This window comes from Kitasatospora sp. NPDC097605 (genome assembly GCF_040302725.1).
Taxonomy (GTDB): Bacteria; Actinomycetota; Actinomycetes; order Streptomycetales; family Streptomycetaceae; genus Kitasatospora.
In genome coordinates, this window is the sequence record NZ_JBEOSF010000005.1 from 260,825 (window position 1) to 285,383 (window position 24,559).

Here is a 24,559-nt window from a genome sequence, read left to right on the forward strand (position 1 = left end):
GCTCAGCGCTTGCGCTTGGCCCGGCCCGGCGTCCTGGCGCCGGGCCGGCCGCTGCGGCCGGCCTGCCGGCGCTCATGGCGGTCGAGCTCCCGCTCGTACCGGGCGCGCCGGACGGCCTCGCCCGGGGCCTCGCGCAGGCTGCGGACGAAGTAGGCGAGCAGGGCGCCGACCCCGCCGATGATCCAGACCACGCCGAGCGACTTCTCCTCGGCCATCCAGCCGGTCAGGTTCTCCTTGCCCTCGGCGAGCAGCTTCCAGGTGCGCAGCGCGGCGAGCAGCGAGCAGATCGCGACGGCGGCGACCAGCAGCCCGTTGAGGAACCCGCCGTTGTCGGCGATCCGGATGCCGTCGACGGCGAAGCGCAGCACCAGCGCGGCGGCCGCGGCGGCGAGCAGGGCGCCGACGGGGACGAGGACGCGGCGGAGCCGGTAGTCGCCGCCGCGCTCGACCCAGCTGGTGCCGAACCAGCGGATCGGCTCCGGCTGGGGGGCGCCGGCGGGCTGGGCAGAGGGGCTGGGTTCCTGGGTCACGGGTCCGATTATCCCCGGCGGGCGGAAACGGCGAGGAGCCGTCCCGGTGACCGGGACGGCTCCTCGCCGTTTTCCGTGGCGCGGGCGGGCTCAGCCGAGCTTGCTGACGTCCCGGACGGCGCCCTTGTCGGCGGAGGTGGCCATCGCGGCGTACGCCCGCAGGGCCTGGCTGACCTGGCGCTCGCGGTTCTTCGGCCGGTAGCCGTTGCCCGCCTCCAGCGCCCGGCGGCGCTCGTCCAGGACCTCGGCGGGCACCTCCAGGGAGATCCGCCGTCCCGGGATGTCGATGGCGATGGTGTCGCCGTCCTCGACCAGCGCGATGGTGCCGCCGGACGCGGCCTCCGGGGAGGCGTGGCCGATGGACAGGCCCGAGGTGCCGCCGGAGAACCGGCCGTCGGTGACCAGCGCGCAGGCCTTGCCCAGGCCGCGGCCCTTGAGGAAGGAGGTCGGGTAGAGCATCTCCTGCATGCCCGGGCCGCCCTTGGGGCCCTCGTAGCGGATGACGACGACGTCGCCCTCCTTGACCCGCTTGGCGAGGATCGCCTCGACCGCGTCCTCCTGGGACTCGACGACGACGGCCGGGCCGCTGAACGTCCAGATCGACTCGTCGACGCCGGCGGTCTTCACGATGCAGCCGTCCTCGGCGAGGTTGCCGTACAGCACGGCGAGGCCGCCCTCGACGGAGTAGGCGTGCTCGACGCTGCGGATGCAGCCCTTGGCGGCGTCCGTGTCCAGCGACTCCCAGCGCTCGGACTGCGAGAAGGCCTCGGCGGAGCGGACGCAGCCGGGGGCGGCGTGCCACAGCTCGACGGCCTCGGCGGACGGCGAGCCGCCGCGGACGTCCCAGGTCTTCAGCCACTCGGCGAGCGAGTCGGTGTGCACGGTGTGCACGTCCTCGTTGAGCAGGCCGCCCCGGTAGAGCTCACCGAGGATGGCCGGGATGCCGCCGGCCCGGTGCACGTCCTCCATGTAGTACGAGCCGTTGGGCGCGACCTTGGAGAGGCAGGGCACCTTGCGGGAGATCGCGTCGATGGCCCGCATGTCGAAGTCCAGCTCGGCCTCCTGGGCGGCGGCGAGCAGGTGGAGGATGGTGTTGGTCGAGCCGCCCATGGCGATGTCGAGGGCCATGGCGTTCTCGAAGGCCGCGCGGGTGGCGATCGAGCGGGGCAGGACGGAGTGGTCGTCCTGGCCGTAGTGGCGGTTGGCGATCTCGACCACGGTGTGGCCGGCCCGCTCGTAGAGGGCGCGGCGGGCGGTGTGGGTGGCGAGGACGGAGCCGTTGCCGGGCAGCGAGAGGCCGATCGCCTCGGTGAGGCAGTTCATCGAGTTGGCGGTGAACATGCCCGAGCAGGAGCCGCAGGTCGGGCAGGCGTTCTCCTCGATGATCGCGATGTCCTCGTCGGAGACGTTCTCGTTCACCGCCTGGGAGATCGCGTCGACCAGGTCGAGCTTGCGCACGGTGCCGTCGACCAGGGTGGCCTTGCCGGCCTCCATCGGGCCGCCGGAGACGAAGACCGTCGGGATGTCGAGGCGCAGCGCGGCCATCAGCATGCCGGGGGTGATCTTGTCGCAGTTGGAGATGCAGATCAGCGCGTCGGCGCAGTGCGCGTTGACCATGTACTCGACCGAGTCGGCGATCAGGTCGCGCGAGGGCAGCGAATAGAGCATGCCGCCGTGGCCCATCGCGATGCCGTCGTCGACGGCGATGGTGTTGAACTCACGCGGGATGCCGCCCGCCTCCTTGATCGCCTCGGAGACGATCCGGCCGACCGGCTGGAGGTGGGTGTGGCCGGGGACGAACTCGGTGAAGGAGTTGGCGACCGCGATGATCGGCTTGCCGAAGTCCTCGCGGGCTACGCCGGCCGCCCGGAGAAGCGCCCGGGCGCCTGCCATGTTGCGACCGTGGGTGACCGTACGGGACCTCAGCTCGGGCACTGTGCTCCACTCCTTCGGAGGCTGGCTGGCGGCCCCGGTCGTTCGGAGGGTGCGGGGCCACTGTGTCCGTCGAGCCTACGCCCGCCGTCCGGGCGGCGGACGCCGCGTCCGCGATGCGGTCAGCGCCGCGGTCGGTGCGGGACGACCGCCACCGTGAGGTCCAGCACGTACGGCTCGATCACCCAGCCGTCCGGGAACTCCGCGAGCAGGGCCTCGCGCTCGACGGCCAGCAGCGGCCCGCGCTGCTCCGGGGTGAGCGCGGCGAGGTAGGAGCGCGAGGAGAGGTCGGTGATCAGGTGGTCGACGGTGATCCGGCGCTCCCAGTGGAGCACGGCATGCCCGGTGGGCAGGCCGTACGGGGCGAGGTGGGAGGCGAACTCCCGGACGGCGCCGTAGCCGTGGTAGGTCCCGGGCAGCGCGGCGGCGAACCGCTCCCCCATCGCCCGCACCCAGCTGACGCCGCTGTCCTTCACGTTCCACCAGGCGGCCAGCGCCCCGCCGGGCCGCAGCACCCGGACCGCCTCGGGGACGGAGCGCTCGGGGTCGGTCCAGTGGAAGGCCTGGGCGTAGGTGACGAAGTCCGCCGAGTCGTCGTGGAACGGCAGCTCGTCGCCGGTGCCCTTGACCAGCGCCAGACCCGGACCGCCGGCCAGGAACTGCGCCGCCATACCGGCGCTCGGCTCCACCGCGATCACCTCGGCGCCCCGGGCCGCCAGCAGCCGGGTCGAGATCCCGGTGCCCGCGCCGACGTCCAGCACCCGTGCGCCCTTGAGGCCCCGGCCCGCCAGCCGCTCCAGCTCGTCGAACAGCTCCCGCGGGTACGAGGGCCGCGCCCGGTCGTACTCCGCCGCCACCCCGCCGAACGACTCCGCGAGCCCGCGGAAGTCGCCGCCCGGCCTGTTTCCGGTTCCGCCCTGTTCCACCATGTCTCCCCCTGAGTCCGGCAGTTCGTGTGCCGTCAGCGTACGCGCGCGGGGGTGGCCAGGTGCAAGCGGGTGAAGGCCAGCGCCTCGGCCAGATCGGCCTCGCGTTCGGCGGGCGACGCGGCCCGGCGGGTGTTGACCTCCAGCACCACATGGCCGTCGAAGCCGGTCCGGGCGAGGTGTTCCAGCAGCTCGGCGCAGGGCTGCTTGCCCCGGCCCGGGATGAGGTGCTCGTCCTTGCCGGAGCCCGAGCCGTCGGCCAGGTGGATGTGGGCGAGCCGGTCCCCCATCCGGTCGACCATCGCGAAGGCGTCCACCCGCGAGGTGGCGACGTGCGAGAGGTCGATGGTGAAGTGCCGGTACTCCTCGTCGGTGACGTCCCAGCCCGGCGCGTACGCCAGCATCTCGCGGTCCTTGTAGCGCCACGGGTACATGTTCTCGACGGCGAACCGGACGTCGGTCTCCCCCGCCATCCGGTGGATGCCCTCGACGAACTCGCGGGCGTACTGGCGCTGCCAGCGGAACGGCGGGTGGACGACCACCGCGCTCGCGCCGAGCTTCTCGGCCGCCGCCCGGGCGCGGACCAGCTTGGTCCACGGGTCGGTGGTCCACACCCGCTGGGTGATCAGCAGGCACGGCGCGTGCACGGCGAGGATCGGCATGCCGTGGACGTCGGAGAGGCGGCGCAGCGCCTCGATGTCCTGGCTGACCGGGTCGTTCCAGACCATCACCTCGACGCCGTCGTAGCCCAGCTTGGCGGCCAGCTCGAAGGCGATCGCGGTGTTGGCCGGGTAGACCGAGGCGGTGGACAGGGCGACCTTGGTGTCCGGGATGTGCAGGGTCGGGTGCGCGGGCAGCACCAGGCGGTCGGTGGTGCGCAGCAGCGGGGGGCGGGCGGCGGCCTGGCGGGCGGCCTTGACGGACTTCACCGACTGGACGGCGGCCTTGGCGGCGCCGGCCGCCCGGGCGGTGCGGGTGCCGCGGGCGGGCTGGGCGGCGGGGGTCCCGGGGGCTTCGGGGGCCTCGGAGGCTCCGCCGGTCGCCTTGCCGCGGGTCTTCGGCTTGCCGGACGCCTTGGCCGCGGGCTTGCCGGGGGCGTCGGCCGGGGACCTGTCCGCCGCCCTTCCCGCCGCCCGGGTGGCGGCCTTGCGGGCCGCTTTCTCGGCGACGCCGCCGGCGGCCTCGCGGGCCGCCTTGCCGAGCTTGCGGGGCCGGGCGGACGGTTTCGGGGGCGTTCCCTTCGAGGGCGCTCCGGACTCCGGTTCCCGGGCCGGTTCCGGGGACCCGGCGGCGGGCGGCCCGGCGGCGGTACGGCGGGGGGCGCGACGCGGGGCGTCCGACCGCGGCTGCCCGTCCTCGGGAGCGCGGCCCTCCCGCGTTCCGTCCTCGCCCGCTGGTTGCGCCACGGGAGACAGCGTAAGCGGACCGCGCCCGGAACGGGGAGCGGGTCGGCGCCCGCCCGGCCGTTCCGGACGCCGTCCGTCAGGGGGTGAGGGCCGGCCGGCGGCGGTCGGCGGCGTTGTCCATGGCGTCCAGCCGGCGCAGGATGATGCCCTCGCGCAGCGCCCAGGGACAGACGTCCAGCTCGTCGAGGCCGAACAGGTCCATCGCGGCGTCGGCGACCAGCGCGCCGGCCAGCAGCTGCTTGGCGCGCCCCTCGGAGACGCCGGGGATCTGCGCCCGCTCGGCGACGGTCATCGCGGAGAGCCGGGGCAGCCAGGCGGCGAGGTTGCTGCGGGTGAGCCGGCGGTCCGCGTACGGGCCGGCGTCGGCCGGGGCGGCTCCGGTCATCCGGGCGAGCTGCTTGAAGGTCTTGGAGGTGGCGACGGCGTGGTCCGGGGAGCCGAGGCGGGAGATCTCGCCGACGACGGTGGCGATCTCGGCGCGGATGTGCCGCCTGAGCCCGCGCAGCTGCTCGGGGTCGGCGACGTCGCCGGGCAGCCAGCGGGCGGTCAGCCGGCCGGCGCCGAGCGGCAGCGAGCAGGCGGCGTCCGGCTGCTCGTCCAGGCCGCAGGCGATCTCCAGCGAGCCGCCGCCGATGTCGAGGTTGAGCAGCCGGCCGGAGGACCAGCCGAACCAGCGACGGACCGCCAGGAAGGTCAGCCGGGCCTCGTCCTGACCGGAGAGCACCCGCAGCTCGACACCGGTCTCCTCGGCGACCCGGCGCAGCACCGCTTCGCCGTTGGCGGCCTCGCGCACGGCGGAGGTCGCGAAGGGCAGTATGTCGACCACGCCCTTGTCCTCGGCGACCCGCAGCGAGGAGGCGACCATGCCGATCAGCCTCTCGACGCCGGCCTCACTGATCGCACCCTGCTCGTCGAGGAGTTCGGCGAGCCGCAGCTCGGCCTTGTGGGAGTAGGCGGGCAGGGGGGCGGCGCCCGGATGGGCGTCCACCACGAGGAAGTGGACCGTGTTGGAACCTACGTCGAGCACACCGAGTCGCATAGCTCTCCACGCTACGCGATCCGGGGCCGGAGGAGACCGGTCGTGCCGGTGTCCGTGCTGGTCCGGGCACTGATCGCGGCTCCGGAGGGTGGTTCGGGCGGTGATCGGCGAGGGCGTTCGAACAGTATTCGGACGGCGTTGTTCCGGCGTTCACCCGGGCGGCGGAGGGTCGGTGCGGGGGCGGGCCGGTGCGGTGGGACCATTCAGAGCAGGCAGCGGCGGGACCGTTCAGAGCAGGCCGTCCCAGAGCTGCTCGACGACGACCGCCCACCAGTTCTCGGGGTCGGCGAACACCTCCGGGTCCACCGCCGCGAGGCCGCGCTGCAGTTCGGCGACGGCCGCCCCGGCGGCCTCCCGGTCGAGCCCGCGCAGGCCCGGCAGCCAGCCGGCGAACAGTTCCAGGGAGCTCACGAAGGCGGTGAGCGAGGCGTTGCAGTGGCGGGCCGTGGCGTAGTCGGGGTCGACGGCGCGGACGGCTCCGCAGGCGGTGTCCAGGGTGATCAGCGCCCAGCCGTCGGTGCCGAGCACCAGCTGCGGGGCGAGCGTCCGGCGCTCGCGCTCGGCCACCCTGGTGCCGCGGCCCGCCGCCGCCAGGTGGTCGGCCACCGGCGGCAGCACGGCGGGCGGGCGGGCACCGCCGAGGACCGGGTCCGGGCGCGGGTCGTGCAGGGCGAAGTAGCCCTCGACGGCGGTCGGCACGCCCACCGCCAGCAGTACCCGGGCGTCGGCGTCCGGCAGGTCGGCGGCGGCGATGTCCGCCGGGGCGAACCGGCGCACGCCGTCCGGCCCGAAGCGCGCCGTCAGCCGCTCCGCGAGCGCGTGCTCCGACTCGGCGGGCGGGCGCTGGACGGCGCGCGGGAACGGGACCCGGTTACGGGCCGGGCCGTCGCCCTCCTCCCGCGGCAGCGCGCGGACGGCCGCCGCCCGGTGGTCGGAGCGGGGACCGTACGGCAGGTCGAAGTCGAGCCGTGTGCCGGGGAGTTCGGCCGCCAGCGCGTACGCCGAGTAGCCGCCCGGCAGGGCGCTCAGCCGCAGCTCGGTGCGGACCGCGAGCACCTCCTCGGGCCGGACACCCTGCTCGCGCAGCCACCACCAGCCGCGCAGCGCCGGGTGCGGCAGTCCCGGCGCCGACCGCAGGGCCAGGACCCGCCGCTCGCCGGTCGCGTCACGGTAGGTCAGCTCGGCGCGGGTGCCGCGGCCGGTGGCGGGCGGCTGGGTGGGGTCGTACCCGCCCGCGCCGACGAAGTCCCGGTACAGCCGGACCACGTCGGGCACCGGAACGGACGGCCAGACGGTGAACCGCCCGTCCGCCCGGTCCACCACGGCGCAGGCCGCCCCGATCTCCTCGGGCGCCCGCCGCTCCCCGGTCCGCGGGTCCACCTGGACCGGCGGGGGCTCGGCCCAGAGCACCCAGCCCAGCTCGAACTCGTGGAGGCGCACCCGCCGGGCCCGCGCCGTCGGCAGGTCGCCGTTGATCCACCGGTGCGCCGCCTCGATCGCCGCCGCCCTCGTCACCGCCACCGCGGCCACCTCCGTTCGCTCACCACACGCCGTCCCGGCCGCGCTCCGCGCCCCTGGACATGTGTAGTCCGGTCCGGCGGGCGGCGCCGCACGCGGGTCACGGGGTGGGGGCGAGCAGGTCGAGGGGGCGGCCTTCGGGGCCGAGGGCGATGGCCCAGAGCCCGTGGTCGGCGGGGTGCAGCGGGGCGGGGTCACGGCGGCCCGCCTGGTGGTCGAGGTAGGTCACGGTGTCCCGGTGGTTCACCGCGTTCCAGGCGTGCGGGCGGCCGAAGCCGTCCAGCGTGAGCAGCACGGCCTGCGCCCCGTGGCCGGCCCGGCGCAGCCCGCCCGCCAGCCGGGCGAAGGCCTGGTCGCCGTCGCCGAGGTCGCGGAACGGCGCGCCGAGTTCGCGCTCGGCCCGGTCGCGGCCGCCGCGCTCGCCCGCGTCGCCCTCGGTGGGGACGCGCGGGGCGGCGCAGGTCGGCCGGCCGGTGAAGGTGTCGACAGCGGAGAGGGCGATCTCCAGGCTGTTGTTGGCCCGCCCCGGTTCGCGGTACCCGCCGTCGTTGACCACCTCGGTCCAGCCGCCGGCCGCCGGGTCGGGGTGGCGGACGGGCAGGCCGTCGGCGTCCCGGGGCGCCCGGCGCTCGCTCTCGCGCTGGTGCTCCGGGTCCACCGGGCCGAGCCCGCCGGGCAGGCCGGTCGGACGGCTGTCGGCGATGGTCCGCAGCCGGACCACGGGCGCGCCCGGGACGCCGTCCGCGCGCAGCGCGCGCATGGCCAGGTGCAGGGCGGTCGCGTGCGCGGTGGCCATCGGCACCACGCCCCAGGCGAGCCCGGGCTGGCCGTCGGCGGGCGGCCCGTCCGTCCGGCGGCGGTGCGGGTGGTGGCCGTCCGGGTGGTCGTCGGAGCGCCCGGGCACGGGGGCGCCGGGTGCGGGACCGGTTCCGGGCCCGGGCACCGGAGCCGCGCCCGCGCCGGGCCCGACCGACGGCGGGACCGCCGGGGGCGGGGGCACGGGCAGCGGCACCGGGGCGCCCACCGGGACGACGGCCGGGTGCCCGGGCCCGGCGGCCGCGCGCGGTGCCGCCGCGCCGGGTGCACCGGCGGCCCCGGGCGCGGGGGCGGGGGCGGACGACGGCGGACCGGCCGGGGCGCCCGCGCCGATCCCGCTGCCGAACGGGGCCGGGCCGTGCGCGCCGGACGCTCCCGGCGCCGCGGACGGGCCCGGGGTCACGCCGACGGCCAGCGGGCCGGGGCCGACCGCCCCGCCGCCACCGGCGCCCGGCGGTGGGGCGGTGATCGGCGCGGCGTAGGGACCGGCGTGGGCGGCGATGTGCGGCGCGGGCGTCCAGCCGCCCGCCGCCGGAGCCGTCGTGGGGACGGGCGCCGGGGCCGCCGCCGGGACGTCGTGGGCGGTGACGGGCTGGGGCGCGGGCGGTGCGAGCACCGAGTCGGTGCGCACGGTCACCGGGGCGGGGGCGTACCCGCCGCCACCGCCGCCGCCTCCCCCGGCGTGCACCGGGCTCGGCGCGGGCGCGGCGGCCGGCGGCAGCAGATAGTCGTTGTCGGCCGCGCGGGCGTGCCCGGCCGGGCCGGCCGGACCGCCGCCGCCCCCTCCCCCGCCGCCCCCGTCGGCGTGGTGGACGGGCGTCGGCCCGGGCCCCGGGGACCGGTCCCCGCCACCGCCGGAACCGCCCCCGCCCACCGGACCGTCCGTGACATCCCCCGGCCCCGGCCGGTGCCCGTGCCCGCCCGGGCCGGGGCCGGTCACCACGCCCTGGTCGCCCAGGCCGCCGGACGCCCCCGAGGACCCCCCGAGCACCGTGTCCGCCCCGGCCGTCACCGCCGTCACCGGCCCGCCCTCGCCGGCCCCGTGCCGATGGCCGTCGCCGTCCGCGCCGCCGTCACCGCCGTGGCCGTGCCGCCCGTCCGTCTCCACCGGCCCGACCACCGGCCCGGGAAGCGGCCCCGACGGCGACCCCGCGAGCGGCACCCCGGTGATCTCCCGGCCGTCCTGCCCGGTCAGCACCGGCTGCCCGTCCTTGCCCAGCACCGGCCGCCCGTGCTCGTCCAGCTTCACGGCCAGGTTCTCCACCCCGACCACCGGCCGGCCGTCCGCACCCGCCACCACGATCAGCCCGTCGGCGTCCGCCACCGGGGTGCCGTCGGCGCGCACGATGACCGGGTCGCCGTGCTCGTCCAGGACCGGCCGCCCGGCCTCGTCGAGCTTCACCGCCAGCCCGGGCACGCCCACCACCGGCCGGCCGTCCTGCCCGAGCACCACGGCCAGCCCCGTCCCGCCGGGCCCGCCGAGCACACCCGGCTCGCCGAGCACCACGGGCAGCCCGGCGGCCACCGGGTCGAAGGCCCCGGCGACGCCGCCCGGGTGGCCGGCCGCCCGCACGCCGTCGCTGCCGGGCGGCGCCAGACGCAGCAGCGCGACCACGGCCGGCTCCCGCAGCGCGGTGCCCAGGCCGTCCTTCATCGCCCGGCCGAGTTCGTCCAGCAGCCCGCCGATCCTCAGCCCGGCGGCCTCGACGGCGGCGGCCGCCACCGCCCGCGCGGCCTGTTCGGCGGCCGCGTCGGCGGTCTGCCGCACCGCGTCGAAGAGCCCGCCCGTCCCCGGCGCCGGCTGCGCCTGGGCGGCGGCGGCCCGGGCCCGGGCGGCCTGTTCCTCGGCCTTCCTCAGTTCGGCGGCGAGTTCGCGCAGCGCGGCGACGATGTCGGCCTTGCAGGAGTCGACGGCCCGGGCGGCCGTGTCGAACGCGCCGGCGACCAGCCCGGCGGCGGAGTGCGCGTCGTCCAGGTGCCCCTTGCCGGCGCCGCGGAACGCCTGCCAGTAGGCGGCGAAGGCCTCGACGGCGCGGCCGGAGTTGTCCCCGGTGACGCGCCGCACGGCGTCGCCGCCGCGCCTGGCGAGCCGGTCCGCCTCGGTGCCGAACTCGCGCCAGAGCCCGGCCGCCCTGCGCAGCCCCTCCTCGTCCGCCAGCGGCCACCGGTGACCGGTCCGGGCCAGCACCGGGACGAGTTCCTCGGGCAGTTTCCGGGACACGCGCTTCCCCCTTCGACGGACGGCCCTGCGATGCCGGGCGGTGCTCCGCCCCAGAGGAGGACGCGCGCCGGGCCCCGAACGGTGCGCGCGTCCGCCGCCGGCGTCAGGCCGAGCGGTCCTTGCCGGTGCCGCGCCCGCCCGGCGCGCCCCCGGCGAAGCCGCTCGCCGCCGAGGTGTCGGTGTCGGCGGTCCGCTCGGCCATGCCGTGCAGACCCGCGCCGACCGTCCCGAGCCGCCCGGCCAGCCCGCGCAGCCCGCCCACCAGCCCGCCGTGCGCCGCCCGGTACGCGGCGGCGAACCCGCTGCCCGGGGTGTCCGCGCCCCACGGGGTGCCGAGGGCGGCGAGCCCCTGCTCCAGGGCGGTGGCGGCCTTCCCGAAGTCCGCCGAGATCTTCTCGAACTCCCGCCCCTCGCCGTGCAGTTCCCACGGCTTGATGACGAACTCACTGCCGCCGCCGGCCATCCCGGTACCTCCCCGTCTGCCGCACCGGCCGCCATCCTAGGCCCGCCCCGGCCCCCGTCCGGCGCCCGCCGACCGCCCCTTCACCCGGCCTTCACCGCGACCCCGCACCCGCCGGAACACCCCCGCGGCCGGGCACCGGGCAGTGAACTCCTCGCGAAGCCCGTGGCCGGGAAGGGTTGGTCGCCGCGCGAAGGCTCTACCCTTGCCGAGTGGCAGCAGCAGACACGTCCCAGCACAGCAGCGGCACCTCCAAGGGCAGGAAGGCCAGGCCGAAGGCCGGCGGCCCGGCCGCCGTCGACCTCGCGATGCCGGTCCTCCGCTCCGAGCTCCGTCCCGAGGTCCCGCTCGACTTCCCCCGTGCCTGGGTCGAGTTCACCGACCCGGAGGACGAGGAGCAGGTCTTCCGCTGCGACCTGACCTGGCTGACCTCCCGCTGGTCGTGCATCTTCGGCCAGGGCTGCCAGGGCATCCGCGAGGGCCGGGGCGAGTCCGACGGCTGCTGCACGCTGGGCGCGCACTACTCGGACGAGGACGACGAGAAGCGCGTCACCGCCCACGCGGCCCGGCTCACCCCGGAGATCTGGGAGAACCACGCGCACGGCACCGACGCCAAGGGCCGGATCAGGACCGACGGCGGCATCACCATGTTCGACGAGGACGGCGACCGCCAGACCCGGCGGGTCAACGGCGCCTGCATCTTCGTGAACAGCCCCGGCTTCGCCGGCGGCGCGGGCTGCGCCCTGCACGCGCTCGCCCTCAAGGAGGGCCGCGAGCCGCTGGAGACCAAGCCGGACGTCTGCTGGCAGCTGCCGGTGCGCCGCACCTACGACTGGATCGACCGCCCGGACGACACCCGCTACCTCCAGGTCACCATCGGCGAGTACGACCGGCGCGGCTGGGGACCGGGCGGCCACGACCTGCACTGGTGGTGCACCGGCAGCCCGGACGCCCACCAGGGCGCCGACCCGGTCTACGTCAGCTACCGCCCGGAGCTCACCGAGCTGATGGGCCGGGCGGCGTACCGGGTGCTGGCCGGGCTGTGCGAGGAGCGGATCGCCACCAAGGGCGACCGGAAGGTGGCCCCGCACCCGGCCGACCCGGCGAAGAAGCCGAAGGCGCCCAAGAAGTAGCGCCGAGGGGGCGGGCCCGGCCCGCCCCCGTCAGCCGGTCACCGGCCTCACTTGTCGATGTCGCCGACGACGAAGAACATCGACCCGAGGATCGCCACCATGTCCGCCACCAGCGTCCCCGGCAGCAGCTCGGTGAGCGCCTGGATGTTGTTGAACGACGCCGAGCGCAGCTTGAGGCGCCACGGCGTCTTGTCGCCGCGCGACACCAGGTAGTAGCCGTTGACGCCGAGCGGGTTCTCGGTCCAGGCGTAGGTGCTGCCCTCGGGGGCCTTGAGCACCTTGGGCAGCCGCAGGTTGACCGGCCCGGGGGCGAGCTCGGCCAGCTTGTCCAGGCAGGCGTCGGCGAGGTCCAGCGCGTTGACCGTCTGCTCCAGCAGGCACTCGAAGCGGGCCAGGCAGTCGCCCTCCTCGCGGGTGACCACGGTGAGCACCCGCCGCAGCTCCTCGGTGCCGTACGCCAGGTAGGGCTCGTCGCGGCGCAGGTCGAAGTCCAGGCCGCTGGCCCGGGCGATCGGGCCGCTGACGCCGTACGCCTCGGCCTGCGCCCTGGTGAGGACACCGACCCCGGCGGTGCGGGCGCGGAAGATCTCGTTGCCCAGCACCAGCTCCTCGAAGACCGGCAGCTGGGAGCGGACCACGCCGACGGCGGCGCGGACCCGGCCGAGCCAGCCGGCCGGGAGGTCCTCCTTCAGGCCGCCGACCCGGTTGAACATGTAGTGCATCCGGCCGCCGGAGGCCTCCTCCAGCACGTGCTGGAGGTCCTCGCGGCCGGTGAAGGCGTGGAAGATCGGGGTGATCCCGCCCAGCTCCAGCGGGTAGGAGCCGAGGAACATCAGATGGTTGAGGACGCGGTTCAGCTCGGCGAGCAGGGTGCGGATCCACACCGCGCGCTCGGGCACCTCCATGCCGAGCATCCGCTCGACGCCGAGCACCACGCCCAGCTCGTTGGAGAAGGCCGACAGCCAGTCGTGCCGGTTGGCCAGCATGATGATCTGCCGGTAGTCCCGGGCCTCGAAGAGCTTCTCGGCGCCCCGGTGCATGTAACCGATCACCGGCTCGGCGCTGACGATGCGCTCGCCGTCCAGCACCAGCCGCAGGCGCAGCACGCCGTGGGTGGCCGGGTGCTGCGGGCCGATGTTGAGCACCATGTCGGTGGCGCCCGCCTCGCCCGTGAAGTTCTCGGCTCCCGCCCCGATGCCGACCGTGGTCTCCCTCATGGAGTGAGAGTCTGCCATCCCGGCAGCGCCTCCAGGCTCTCCGGTACCGGCATGCGGACGGTCTGCGCGAGCCAGCCGAACGCGCCGAGACCGGCCGGGTCGGTGAGCTCCGCACCCTCGCCGGCGCCGCCGAGGGCCCGCAGGTAGGCGACCGGGTCGGTGGACGCGAGGGCGAGCGCGGGCCGGGCGCCGCTGACGCCGAGCGCCCGCAGCGCCTCCCGCTGCGTCGTCCACAGGCTGTGGAGAGCGGGGACGGCGACGGCGTCCAGCGCGACGTGCGCGGTGACGTCGCAGGAGCCGTCGGGCACCGGGGCCACCTCGCGGCCGGCCAGGAAGCCGGTGCGGGTGGGGAACGGCGGGCGGCGGGCGGCGGTGTGCCCGTAGTCGACGGCGACGGCGAGGCCGCGCTCGAGGCCGGCCACCGCGTGCGCCCAGGCGGCGTCCCTGGGGGTGCCGAACTCGACGAAGTCCCCGGGGCGTTCGGCGGGCCACCAGCGGGCGGCCCAGGCGGCGTCGGCGGTGTCCACCGGGTCGCCGAGCCGCTCCTCGCCGGTCCCGGTGTCCACCTCCAGGTAGCGCAGCAGCCCGTCCTCGCCGACCTCGCCGGTGTCCAGCGGCACGTTGTCCAGCCACTCGTTGGCGAACAGCAGCCCGGTGACGCCGCGCGGCACCTCGTCCGTCCACACCACCCCGGCCCAGCGCTCCTCCGTCCACAGCCCTGTGGACGGAGCGGCGGGCGGCAGCGGCGGCCGGTCGGCGAGCTCCACCGCGTACACCCGCAGCCGCTCCCCCACCGCCTGCGGCAGCTCCGCCAGCACCCCGGCGGCCAGCTCGCCCCGCCCGGCCCCGACGTCCACGAACGCCAGCTCCTCCGGACGGCCGAGCGCCGTGTCCACCTCCAGCAGCAGCCGGGCGACCGCCCGGGCGAACAGCGGCGAGGCGTGCACCGAGGTGCGGAAGTGCCCGGCGGGGCCCTCCGGCCTGCGGTAGAAGCCGCCGTCGGGTCCGTAGAGGGCGCGCTCCGTCGCGGGCGCCCACCGCATCCAGGTCATGGGGCGGGACGCTACACACCCGGTCCGTACCCACCCAATCCGTACGGCATCGGTACGTCCCCCTCTCCGACCTAGGGAGTAGGGCGGATCGCTCTCCCGGCGGACCTTGGGGCGGGCCTCACCTGCCTACGCTTGACCCGTGCATCGACTCAACGCGTGGCTCCGCCGACACCCCATGGTGGTCGACTCCGCCTGGGCCGCGCTGGTGCTCGTCCTCGGCATCCTGCCGGAGGAGGGGAGCGGCAACGAGGGCTGGCGCGCGGTGGTCGGCCTCGTCGTCGCCGTCGTCCTGCCGCTGCTGATGGTCTTCCGGCGCCGCTTCCCCGACCTGACGGTGGCCGCCGCGATCACCGTCGGTCTCACCCAGGTGGCCCTCGACGTCAACCCGGCGATCTCCAGCATCGCCTATCTGGTGTTCGCCTACACGGGTGCCGCCTTCGGCCGGCCGTGGACGTCCCGGGCGGCCCTGGCCGGCGGACTGCTGGCCGGCCCGCTGGTGTTCTGGCGGCTCCATCCGATGAAGGCCACCCGGCTGCCCGACGGCGACATCAGCTACGTCGAGTACTCCATCCCCGAGGCGCTGTTCTACGCCGGGATGATGACCACCCCGTTCATCCTCTGCTGGGCGTGGGGGCGGCTCACCCGGGTCCGCCGGGCCTATCTGGTGGAGCTGGAGGACCGCGCGTCCCGGCTGGAGCGCGAGCGCGACGCCCAGGCCAAGGTGGCGGTCGCCGCCGAGCGGGCGCGGATCGCCCGCGAGCTGCACGACGTGGTCGCGCACAACGTCTCGGTGATGATCGTCCAGGCGGACGGCGCCGCCTACGTGCTGGACAACTCGCCCCAGCAGGCCAAGGAGGCGCTGGGCACCATCGCCTCCACCGGCCGACAGGCGCTGGTCGAGATGCGCCGGCTGCTCGGCGTGCTGCGCACCGCCGACACCAAGGGCGAGGAGTACGTGCCGCAGCCGGGCGTCGAGGAGCTGCCGGAGCTGCTGGACCAGGTCCGCACGGCCGGCCTCCAGGTGGACTTCGCGACCTCGGGCAATCCGCGCGAGCTGCCGCGCGGCGTCGAGCTGACGGTCTACCGGATCGTCCAGGAGGCGCTGACCAACGTCCGCAAGCACGGCGGCCCCGATGTGCACGCCCGGGTCGCGGTCGACTTCGGCGAGCGCGAGCTGGCCGTGCTGGTCGAGGACGACGGGCGCGGCAGCACCGACGAGCAGCTGGCGGCCGGCGGCACCGACGGCCAGGGCCACGGCCTGATCGGCATGCGCGAGCGGGTCGGCATGGTCAGCGGCAGCCTCGACGTCGGGCCACGGCCCGGCGGCGGCTTCCGGATCCGCGCCGTGCTGCCGCTCAAGGCGGCCCACTGACCCGGGCACCGCCCACCGACCCCCGCGTTCCCCCGCCGTTCCCCCCGAGGAGCTAGGAGCCACCCTTGACCATCCGCGTGATGCTGGTCGACGACCAGGAGCTGCTGCGTACCGGATTCCGGATGATCCTGCAGTCGCAGGGCGACATCGAGATCGCCGCCGAGGCCGGGGACGGTGCCCAGGCCGTGGAGAAGCTCCGGCACACCGCGGTGGACGTGATCCTGATGGACGTCCGGATGCCGCGGCTGGACGGTGTGCAGGCCACCCGGCAGATCTGCCTGGCCGAGGACGGCAGCCCGCTGCCGGACGCCCCGCACGTGCTCATCCTCACCACCTTCGACCTCGACGAGTACGCCTTCGCCGCGCTCAAGGCCGGCGCCAGCGGCTTCCTGCTCAAGGACGTGCCGCCGACCGAGCTGGTGGCCGCGATCCGCGCCGTCCACGGCGGGGACGCGGTGGTCGCGCCGACCACCACCCGCCGGATGATCGACCGGTTCGCCGAGGTACTGCCCACCCCGCAGAGCGGCCCCGGCCGCCCGGACACCCTCGGCCCGCTCACCGAGCGCGAGCGCGAGGTGTTCCTGCTGGTCGCGCAGGGCCTGTCGAACGGGGAGATCGCGGCCCGGCTGGTGCTCTCCGAGGCCACCGTGAAGACCCACGTCGGACGGATCCTGGCCAAGCTGAACCTGCGCGACCGCGTCCAGGCGGTGGTCCTGGCCTACGAGGCCGGCCTGATCCGGGCCGGCGCCTCGGACTGAGCCCGCTCGGGCCGCCCGGGCCCGTTCCCGCCGCCCGTAGAATGGGCCGGTACGTCCGGTACCCGTCGAGTGGACCGGAACGGGTCCCCTGGACAAAGGTGGGTGCGTGAGTCTGTCCGACTACGGCGATCTGGCCCCGCTCGAGGACCCGGCCGACCCCGGCAACCGCCCCGCGCGGCTCGCCGTCGGCGTGGTCGGCACCGGCCGGGTCGGCCCGGCGCTCGGCGCCGCCCTGCAGCTGGCCGGCCACAAGGTGGTCGCCGCCTCCGGGGTCTCCGCCGCCTCCCGCCGCCGTGCCGAGACGCTGCTGCCCGGCGTACGGATCGTCACCCCGCCGCAGGTGCTGGCCGCCGCCGACCTCGTCCTGCTCACCGTCCCCGACGACGCGCTGGCCGACCTGGTGGCCGGCCTCGCCGCGACCGGCGCCGTCCGCCCCGGCCAGCTGCTGGTGCACACCTCCGGCGCGCACGGCGTGGCCGTGCTGGAGCCGGCCACCCGGACCGGCGCGCTGCCGCTGGCGCTGCACCCGGCGATGACCTTCACCGGCACCTCCGTCGACCTGGCCCGGCTGGCCGGCTGCCCGTTCGGGGTGACCGCCCCCGAGGAGCTGCGCCCGGTCGCCGAGGCGCTGGTGGTCGAGATGGGCGGCGAGCCCGAGTGGGTGCCCGAGGACGTCCGCCCGCGCTACCACACCGCCCTCGCGCACGGCGCCAACCACCTGGTCACGCTGGTCGCGCAGGCGATGGAGCTGCTGCGCTCGGCGGGCGTCGCCGAGCCCGGCCGGATGCTCGGCCCGCTGCTCGGCGCCGCGCTCGACAACTCGCTGCGCTCCGGCGACGCGGCCCTCACCGGCCCGGTCGCCCGGGGCGACGCCGGCACCGTGCGGCGCCACCTGGCGCAGCTCAGTACGGTGTCCCCGGACATCCCGGCCGCCTACCGGGCGATGGCCCGCGCCACCGCCCAGCGGGCCCTGGCCCACGGGACGATCGACGAAGCGTCGGCGGCGGCGCTGCTGGACGTACTGAACGAGGAGAAGCAGTAATGGCACGCGGCAAGCAGCCGGGCAAGACCCAGCGCGCCCCGAAGGTCCACCGGGCCGTGCTCACGCACACCGTCGACGACTTCGAGGCGGCGTTCTGGCCGGACGAGCAGCCGGTGGACAACGCGGTCGTGATGACGATGGGCGCCCTGCACGAGGGCCACGCGGCGCTGATCCGCGCCGCCCGCAAGCAGGTCGGCCGGGACGGCCGGGTCGCCGTCTCGGTCTTCGTCAACCCGCTGCAGTTCGGCGCCGGCGAGGACCTGGAGCGCTACCCGCGCACCCTGGACGAGGACCTGCGGCTCGCCGAGGCCAACGGCGCCGACGTGGTCTTCGCGCCGTCCGTCGACGAGGTCTACCCGAACGGCGAGCCGCAGGTACGGCTGGCCGCCGGCCCGATGGGCGAGCGCTACGAGGGCGCCACCCGGCCCGGCCACTTCGACGGCGTGCTGACCGTGGTCGCCAAGCTGCTGCACATCACCGACCCGGACTTCGCCTTCTTCGGCGAGAAGGACGCCCAGCAGCTGGCGATCGTCCGCCGGATGGTGGCCGACCTCGACTTCGACGTCGAGGTGGTCGGCGTGCCGACCGTCCGCGAGGAGGACGGCCTGGCGCTCTCCTCCCGCAACCGCTACCTCTCGGCGGAGGAGCGCGTCCGCGCCCTCGCCCTGTCCGAGGCGCTGTTCGCCGGCCGGGACGCGGCCGCGCGGGGCCCGAAGGCCGTGCGCGAGGCCGCCTCGGCCGTGCTGGACGCCGCCGAGGGCGTGGACCTCGACTACCTCGCCCTGATCGATCCGCACGACTTCACCGAGGCGCCGGACGACTTCCAGGGCGAGGCGGTGCTGGCCGTCGCCGCGAAGGTGGGCGCGACCCGCCTGATCGACAACGCCCGCGTCATCGTCCGGTGATCCGGTAGTCCCACCGCAGTTCCCCCCTAGGCATGCACTCACAGGAGGCGTGACCCGCAATGCTCCGCACCATGCTCAAGTCCAAGATCCACCGGGCCACCGTGACCCAGGCCGACCTGCACTACGTCGGCTCGGTCACGGTGGACGAGGACCTGCTCGACGCCGCCGACCTGCTCCCCGGCGAGCTGGTCCACATCGTCGACATCAACAACGGCGCCCGGCTGGAGACGTACACCATCGCCGGGCCGCGCGGCTCCGGCGTCATCGGCATCAACGGCGCCGCCGCCCGGCTGGTCCACCCCGGCGACCTCGTCATCCTGATCGCCTACGGGCAGATGGACACCGCCGAGGCCAAGGGCTACCTCCCCAAGGTCGTCTTCGTCGACGAGCGGAACCGGATCACCGGCACCGGCGGGGACCCGGCCGAGGCCGGGGAGGGCACCGGACTGCTGCGCGGGGACGCGGCGTACCGTGGCGGCAGCGGCGCCGTCGACGCCGCCGCGCGCTAAGGAGCCAGCACGACATGTCCGCCGTCACGCACCGCCTCACCGCCCCGGCACCGGGCTGGACCACCGACACCGATGTCGTCGTGGTCGGCTCCGGCGTGGCCGGGCTCACCGTCGCTCTCAACGTCCGCAAGGCCGGCCTGCGGGTCATGGTGGTCACCAAGGCGATGCTGGACGACGGCTCCACCCGCTGGGCCCAGGGCGGCATCGCGGCCGCCCTGGGCGAGGGGGACACCCCCGAGCAGCACCTGGCCGACACCCTGGTGGCCGGCGCCGGGATCTGCGACGAGGACGCCGTCCGCACCCTGGTCACCGAGGGCCCGGACGCGGTCCGCCGGCTGATCGCGGTCGGCGCCGCCTTCGACCGCGGCGAGGACGGCGCGGTCCTGCTCACCCGCGAGGGCGGCCACCACCGCAACCGGATCGCGCACGCCGGCGGGGACGCCACCGGCGCCGAGATATCCCGGGCCCTGGTCGACGCCGTCCGGCGGGACCCCGAGGTGGAGCTCATCGAGCACGCCCTCGTCCTCGACCTGCTCACCGACGCCGACGGGCACGCCGCCGGGCTGACCCTGCACGTCATGGGCGAGGGGCAGCGGGACGGCGTCGGCGCCGTCCGGGCCCGCGCGGTGGTGCTCGCCACCGGCGGCATGGGCCAGGTCTTCTCGGCCACCACCAACCCGGCGGTCTCCACCGGCGACGGCGTGGCGCTCGCGCTGCGGGCCGGCGCCGAGGTCACCGACCTGGAGTTCGTCCAGTTCCACCCCACCGTGCTCTGGCTCGGCCCGGAGGCGCACGGCCAGCAGCCGCTGATCTCCGAGGCGGTCCGCGGCGAGGGCGCCCACCTGGTCGACGCCGACGGCGTCCGCTTCATGGTCGGGCAGCACGAGCTCGCCGAGCTGGCCCCGCGCGACATCGTCGCCAAGGGGATCACCCGCCGGATGCAGGAGCAGGGAACCGACCACATGTTCCTGGACGGGCGGCACTTCGGCGCCGAGATGTGGGAGCGGCGGTTCCCGACCATCCTGGCGTCCTGCCGCGCGCACGGCATCGACCCGGTCACCGAGCCGGTCCCGATCGCCCCGGCCGCGCACTACGCCTCCGGCGGGGTGCGCACCGACGGCCACGGCCGCTCCTCCGTCCCCGGTCTGTACGCCTGCGGCGAGGTCGCCTGCACCGGGGTGCACGGCGCCAACCGGCTGGCCTCCAACTCGCTGCTGGAGGGCCTGGTCTTCGCCGAGCGGATCGCCGCCGACCTGACCGCCCGGCACACGGCCGGCGACCTGCCCGAGCGCACCGTCGACGCGGCGGCCGCCCGCGCCGCCCGCCCGGTGCCGCTGCCCGCGCCCGAGGCGCGGGCCGAGATCCAGCGGCTGATGTCGCGCGGCGCGGGCGTCCTGCGCTCCGCCGCGTCGATGGCCGCCACGGCGCAGGGGCTGGCGCTGCTCGCCGAGCACGCCCGCGCCGACGCCGCCGAGCAGAAGCCGGCCGACCCCCGGGTGGAGACCTGGGAGGCCGCCAACCTGCTGCTGGTCGCCGACGCCCTGGTCACCGCCGCCGCGCAGCGCGAGGAGACCCGCGGCTGCCACTGGCGCGAGGACTTCCCGGAGCGGGACGACACGCACGGGCGACGCCACCTGATCACCACCCTCACCGCCTCCGGCGGCCCCGTCAGCACCCCCGAGGAGCAGTAACACCATGACCGACGCGACCGACGTGACCCACCTGCACGAGCACGAGCACGAGGAGCTCCCGCTGGCCGGCGGCTGCGGCGACGGCTGCGCCTGCGGGGACGGCGAGGGCTACGAGACCGGCCTGGACCCGCAGCTCGCCGAGCTGCTGGAGGAGGCCGGGCTCGACCCGATCGAGGTCGAGGACATCGCCACCCTGGCGCTGGCCGAGGACCTGGCCGGCGGCGAGGACGTCACCTCGGTGGCGACCGTGCCGGCCGACGCCGTCGCCACCGCCGACTTCACCGCCCGCCAGGCCGGCGTGGTGGCCGGCCTGCGGATCGCCGAGGCGGTCGTCTCGCTGGTCTGCGAGGAGGAGTTCGAGGTCGAGCGGCACGTCCAGGACGGCGACCGGGTCGAGGCCGGCCAGGTGCTGCTCTCGGTCCGCTCGCGCACCCGCGACCTGCTGACGGCCGAGCGCAGCGCGCTCAACCTGCTCTGCCACCTGTCCGGCATCGCCACCGCCACCCGCGCCTGGGCGGACGCCCTGGAGGGCACCGGCGCGGTGGTCCGCGACACCCGCAAGACCACCCCGGGCCTGCGCGCGCTGGAGAAGTTCGCGGTCCGCTGCGGCGGCGGCGCCAACCACCGGATGGCGCTGTCGGACGCGGCGCTGGTCAAGGACAACCACGTGGTCGCGGCCGGCGGCGTCGCCGAGGCGTTCCGGGCCGTCCGGGCGGCCTACCCGGAGCTGCCGGTCGAGGTCGAGGTCGACACCCTGGAGCAGATCGCGCCGGTCCTGGAGGCCGGGGCCGACCTGATCCTGCTGGACAACTTCACCGTCCCCCAGCTGGTCGAGGCGGTCGCCCTGGTGGCCGGCCGGGCCAAGCTGGAGGCCTCCGGCGGGCTCACCCTGGCCACCGCGCGCGAGGTCGCCCAGACTGGTGTCGACTACCTGGCGGTGGGCGCGCTGACCCACTCCTCGCCGGTCCTGGACATCGGCCTGGACCTGCGCGCCTGACCGTCCGTCCGCCTGACCGCCTGACCGTCCGCCCGACCGCCCGTCCGTCCGTCCGTCCGCTGGTCCTCGACGAAGAAAGCACCCCATGCTGCTCACCATCGACGTCGGCAACACCCAGACCACCCTCGGCCTGTTCGGCGGCGACGAGGTCGTCGAGACCTGGCGGATCTCCACGGATCCGCGCCGCACGGCGGACGAACTGGCGGTGCTGCTGCACGGCCTGATGGGCTCGCAGGGGTCGCGCACCGCGATCTCCGAGGCGAAGGTCGAGGGCCTGGCGATCTGCTCCTCCGTCCCCTCCGTGCTCCACGAGTTCCGCGAGGTGACGCGCCGCTACTACGGCGACGTCCCCGCGGTGATCGTGGAGCCGGGGGTGAAGACGGGGGTGCACGTCCTGATGGACAACCCCAAGGAGGTCGGCGCCGACCGGATCGTCAACGCGCTGGCCGCCAACCACCTCTACGGCGGCCCGTGCATCGTGGTCGACTTCGGCACCGCCACCACCTTCGACGCGGTCAACGCCCGCGGCGACTACGTCGGCGGCGCGATCGCCCCCGGCATCGAGATCTCGGTCGAGGCGCTCGGCAACCGCGGCGCCCTGCTGCGCAAGATCGAGCTGACCCGCCCGCGCAATGTGATCGGCAAGAACACCGTCGAGGGCATGCAGTCCGGCATCCTCTACGGCTTCGCCGGCCAGGTCGACGGCCTGGTCGACCGGATGGCCCGCGAGCTGTCCAAGGACCCGGACGACGTCCAGGTGATCGCCACCGGCGGCCTGGCCCCGCTCGTCCTCGGCGAGGCCGGCTCGATCGACGTCCACGAGCCCTGGCTGACCCTCATCGGCCTGCGTCTGGTCTACGAGCGCAACCGCCCGAGCTGAGCCGCCGGAATGTGACGCGGATCACACCTTCGCGAACGAGGACATTCACGCACGGTCCCCCCATCGCGACCGCACGTGATCAACACCCGTGCTCCGCACCGTGCTAGCGTCGAGCAACGGGGCCCCATCACCCGCCGCTTCCCGTCGAGGAGCGGTAGGCACTGAGGGGGGAAACACATGCACGGAACCATGGTGGCCGTCGATGACGCCCTGGACGACCTGCGCACCTCGGCGTCCCGGATCGACAGCCTGAGCGACCGCCAGGAAGAGGTGCTCCACCTCCTGGTCCTGGACCTCTCCAACCAGGAGGTCGCCGACCGCCTCGGCATCACCGAACGCACCGTCAAGGCGCACGTGGCCGCCCTGATGGACCGCCTCGGCGTCGACTCGCGGCTGCGCCTGGCGATGATCGCGCTCTACCACCGCATGGCCTCCTGTCCTTGCGGACAATGGTCATGACCCGAACGACCGCCTAGATTCATGACCGCCGGGTTCTCTCGCACACCCCGGCAGCTCTTGGGGGGGAGCACTGTGCGCTCCTCTCCTTCGCGGTCCCGCCGGTGCGACACCGGCGGGCAGTTCGAAGGAACTCTCCGATGAACCTCAAGCGAATCACCGGCGCCGGCGCGGCGCTGTTCGCCGCCGTCGGCCTGGGGGTGGCCGTCGCCCCGCAGGCCTCCGCCCTCGACGGGGACTGCCACACGTACAGCGCCTGCCTGTACTACAACTCCAGCGGGCACGGCTACGGCGCCTTCTTCGAGCAGCAGGGCGACATCTCCAACTACGGCACGCTCTACCGCTTCAACCCGGGCGCCCACGGCACCAGCGGCGCCGGCGTGTACGTCAAGAACCACGCCGCCTACGCGGACAACTGGAACCCCGACCGCTCCTTCACCGTGTACGAGTTCAGCGCGGGCGGCGGAAGCGGCCGGATCGACTGGATCGCCCGGTACGGCGAGGCCGACCTGACGGTCACCCACGACAACAACGCGGGAGCCAAGTTCACCGGCTGATCAGCACCGGGTGGCCGGCCCCTTCGCACCGCCGGGGCCGGCCACCCGGGGCGGCGGCCCCCTTCGCCCGATCCACGGAGACCCCACGCCATGACGCACTACCGCCCGACCGTGACGCCCGCGGCCCGCGTGGCCCTCGCGGGCGTCGTCGCGCTGCTCGCAGCGGCCTGCACGAGCACCACGTCCGAGGAGAGCGAGGGCCCGTCGACGCAGGTCAAGGGGGTCCCGCCGGTCTCGGCGGCGCCGACCATCGCCTCGGCCGCCGACAAGGCCCTGCCGATCGACCCCTACCTGCTCGGCTTCGAGCAGCGGGACCAGTTGGAGCGGGCCGAGTCCGTGCTGGTGAGCCGCTGCATGGCGCGGTTCGGCATCCAGTACCAGGCCCCGCCGCAGATCCCCACCGGGAACCGGCCGCGCAGCCGCACCGACCGCCGGTACCTGGAGAGCACCGCGGCCCGCGCCCAGGCGAACGGCTACCACGCGGCCGAGGGCGACCAGCCCACCGCCGCACCGGCGCCGCCCCAGGTCTCCGACGCCACCCGGATGGTGCTGACCGGCAGCGCCGCCGCGGGCGCCAAGAACGGCCAGGGCGGGCAGGACTACAACGGCGCGACGGTGCCCAAGGGCGGCTGCGTGGGCGAGACCAAGGACAAGCTCGGCGCCAACCCGGCCAACAACAACGGCGGCGACGCCCAGCTCGCCCGGGACATCGACGCCACCGCCCGGGAGCGGTCCAAGACCGACGACCGGGTGCTGGCCGTCTTCCGGTCCTGGTCCGAGTGCATGAAGAGCAAGGGCTACGACTACGCCGACCCGATCAAGGTCCTCGACGACCCGCGGTGGACCTCCCCCACCCCCACCGACGTGGAGCGCGCCACCGCGGTCGCCGACGTCGCCTGCAAGGAGCAGACCAACGTGGTGGGCGTCTGGTTCACCGTCGAGGCGGCCTACGAGACCCAGCTCATCGAACAGAACGCCCCGGCCCTCGCCCAGGTGCGCAAGGACAACGAGGACCGACTGCGCACCGCGGCCCAGGCCCTGGCGGCCGGGTGAGCCAGGAGAATCGGCGACAACCCCGACGGACAGTCAGCTCGTCTGCATAGCAGGACAGTTGTCTCGGATTTCCGGAACGAGGGTGGGGG

Annotated in this window: 22 protein-coding genes; 12 read left to right on the forward strand and 10 right to left on the reverse strand. The window is 75.4% G+C overall.

Annotation, left to right across the window (positions count from 1 at the left end; translation table 11 throughout):
• Nucleotides 1-2: 2 nt before the first annotated feature.
• The 8 genes from ABTX81_RS08490 to ABTX81_RS08525 form a co-directional block, all read right to left on the reverse strand.
• A complete protein-coding gene (locus ABTX81_RS08490) occupies nt 3-530 on the reverse strand; it encodes a hypothetical protein (RefSeq protein WP_350542450.1) in 528 nt (175 codons plus the stop codon).
• Nucleotides 531-620: 90 nt separating this feature from the next.
• Complete coding sequence (ilvD, locus tag ABTX81_RS08495) at nt 621-2,465, reverse strand: dihydroxy-acid dehydratase (RefSeq protein WP_350542451.1); 1,845 nt, start codon at nt 2,463-2,465, stop codon at nt 621-623.
• A 119-nt stretch (nt 2,466-2,584) separates the two neighbouring features.
• Complete coding sequence (locus tag ABTX81_RS08500; protein WP_350542452.1) at nt 2,585-3,391, reverse strand: class I SAM-dependent methyltransferase; 807 nt, start codon at nt 3,389-3,391, stop codon at nt 2,585-2,587.
• A gap of 32 nt (nt 3,392-3,423) precedes the next feature.
• Entirely contained in the window at nt 3,424-4,251 is an 828-nt protein-coding gene (locus ABTX81_RS08505; protein WP_350542535.1) for a sugar phosphate isomerase/epimerase family protein, read from the reverse strand.
• A gap of 619 nt (nt 4,252-4,870) precedes the next feature.
• Nucleotides 4,871-5,833, reverse strand: a complete 963-nt coding sequence (locus ABTX81_RS08510; protein ID WP_350542453.1) for a Ppx/GppA family phosphatase — start codon at nt 5,831-5,833, stop codon at nt 4,871-4,873.
• A 228-nt stretch (nt 5,834-6,061) separates the two neighbouring features.
• A complete protein-coding gene (locus ABTX81_RS08515; RefSeq protein WP_350542454.1) occupies nt 6,062-7,354 on the reverse strand; it encodes an SUKH-4 family immunity protein in 1,293 nt (430 codons plus the stop codon).
• Between the two features lie 97 nt (nt 7,355-7,451).
• Nucleotides 7,452-10,388 carry a toxin glutamine deamidase domain-containing protein gene (locus ABTX81_RS08520; RefSeq protein ID WP_350542455.1) on the reverse strand — a complete coding sequence of 979 codons (2,937 nt, stop codon included), beginning with the start codon at nt 10,386-10,388 and terminating at the stop codon, nt 7,452-7,454.
• A 103-nt stretch (nt 10,389-10,491) separates the two neighbouring features.
• The gene (locus ABTX81_RS08525; RefSeq protein ID WP_350542456.1) at nt 10,492-10,851 is read right to left on the reverse strand and encodes a hypothetical protein; all 360 of its coding nucleotides are present in this window, start codon (nt 10,849-10,851) and stop codon (nt 10,492-10,494) included.
• A gap of 305 nt (nt 10,852-11,156) precedes the next feature.
• Between ABTX81_RS08525 and ABTX81_RS08530 the strand changes: the two genes are divergently transcribed.
• Entirely contained in the window at nt 11,157-11,981 is an 825-nt protein-coding gene (locus tag ABTX81_RS08530) for a DUF3109 family protein (RefSeq protein WP_350542536.1), read from the forward strand.
• Between the two features lie 47 nt (nt 11,982-12,028).
• On the opposite strand, the gene ABTX81_RS08535 is transcribed toward ABTX81_RS08530, so the two are convergent.
• Entirely contained in the window at nt 12,029-13,198 is a 1,170-nt protein-coding gene (locus ABTX81_RS08535; protein ID WP_350542457.1) for an NADH-quinone oxidoreductase subunit D, read from the reverse strand.
• Complete coding sequence (locus ABTX81_RS08540) at nt 13,195-14,250, reverse strand: SAM-dependent methyltransferase (protein WP_350542458.1); 1,056 nt, start codon at nt 14,248-14,250, stop codon at nt 13,195-13,197. Before ABTX81_RS08540 ends, ABTX81_RS08535 begins: the two co-directional genes overlap by 4 nt.
• A gap of 139 nt (nt 14,251-14,389) precedes the next feature.
• Here ABTX81_RS08540 and ABTX81_RS08545 point away from each other — a divergent pair, with 139 nt between their 5' ends.
• The 11 genes from ABTX81_RS08545 to ABTX81_RS08595 all read left to right on the forward strand — a co-directional run bounded on the left by ABTX81_RS08545 (nt 14,390) and on the right by ABTX81_RS08595 (nt 24,470).
• Nucleotides 14,390-15,622, forward strand: a complete 1,233-nt coding sequence (locus tag ABTX81_RS08545; protein ID WP_350542459.1) for a sensor histidine kinase — start codon at nt 14,390-14,392, stop codon at nt 15,620-15,622.
• Between the two features lie 65 nt (nt 15,623-15,687).
• Nucleotides 15,688-16,380: a response regulator gene (locus ABTX81_RS08550; protein WP_350542460.1), complete on the forward strand. Its 693-nt coding sequence runs from the start codon at nt 15,688-15,690 to the stop codon at nt 16,378-16,380.
• A gap of 106 nt (nt 16,381-16,486) precedes the next feature.
• Entirely contained in the window at nt 16,487-17,422 is a 936-nt protein-coding gene (locus ABTX81_RS08555; protein ID WP_350542461.1) for a Rossmann-like and DUF2520 domain-containing protein, read from the forward strand.
• Nucleotides 17,422-18,327 carry a pantoate--beta-alanine ligase gene (gene panC / locus ABTX81_RS08560; RefSeq protein ID WP_350542462.1) on the forward strand — a complete coding sequence of 302 codons (906 nt, stop codon included), beginning with the start codon at nt 17,422-17,424 and terminating at the stop codon, nt 18,325-18,327. The genes ABTX81_RS08555 and panC overlap by 1 nt, the downstream gene beginning before the upstream one ends.
• 59 nt (nt 18,328-18,386) lie before the next feature.
• Nucleotides 18,387-18,836, forward strand: coding sequence for an aspartate 1-decarboxylase (panD, locus tag ABTX81_RS08565; protein WP_350542463.1), 450 nt, complete (start codon nt 18,387-18,389; stop codon nt 18,834-18,836).
• Between the two features lie 14 nt (nt 18,837-18,850).
• Nucleotides 18,851-20,527, forward strand: coding sequence for an L-aspartate oxidase (locus ABTX81_RS08570; RefSeq protein WP_350542464.1), 1,677 nt, complete (start codon nt 18,851-18,853; stop codon nt 20,525-20,527).
• Nucleotides 20,528-20,531: 4 nt separating this feature from the next.
• Entirely contained in the window at nt 20,532-21,524 is a 993-nt protein-coding gene (gene nadC / locus ABTX81_RS08575; protein ID WP_350542465.1) for a carboxylating nicotinate-nucleotide diphosphorylase, read from the forward strand.
• A gap of 85 nt (nt 21,525-21,609) precedes the next feature.
• Nucleotides 21,610-22,404 (forward strand): type III pantothenate kinase, encoded by a 795-nt coding sequence (locus tag ABTX81_RS08580; protein ID WP_350542466.1) that lies wholly within the window; start codon nt 21,610-21,612, stop codon nt 22,402-22,404.
• A gap of 177 nt (nt 22,405-22,581) precedes the next feature.
• A complete protein-coding gene (locus tag ABTX81_RS08585; RefSeq protein WP_350542467.1) occupies nt 22,582-22,863 on the forward strand; it encodes a LuxR C-terminal-related transcriptional regulator in 282 nt (93 codons plus the stop codon).
• 137 nt (nt 22,864-23,000) lie between these two features.
• Complete coding sequence (locus ABTX81_RS08590) at nt 23,001-23,417, forward strand: hypothetical protein (protein WP_350542468.1); 417 nt, start codon at nt 23,001-23,003, stop codon at nt 23,415-23,417.
• A gap of 90 nt (nt 23,418-23,507) precedes the next feature.
• Nucleotides 23,508-24,470, forward strand: coding sequence for a hypothetical protein (locus ABTX81_RS08595; RefSeq protein WP_350542469.1), 963 nt, complete (start codon nt 23,508-23,510; stop codon nt 24,468-24,470).
• Nucleotides 24,471-24,559 lie beyond the last annotated feature (89 nt).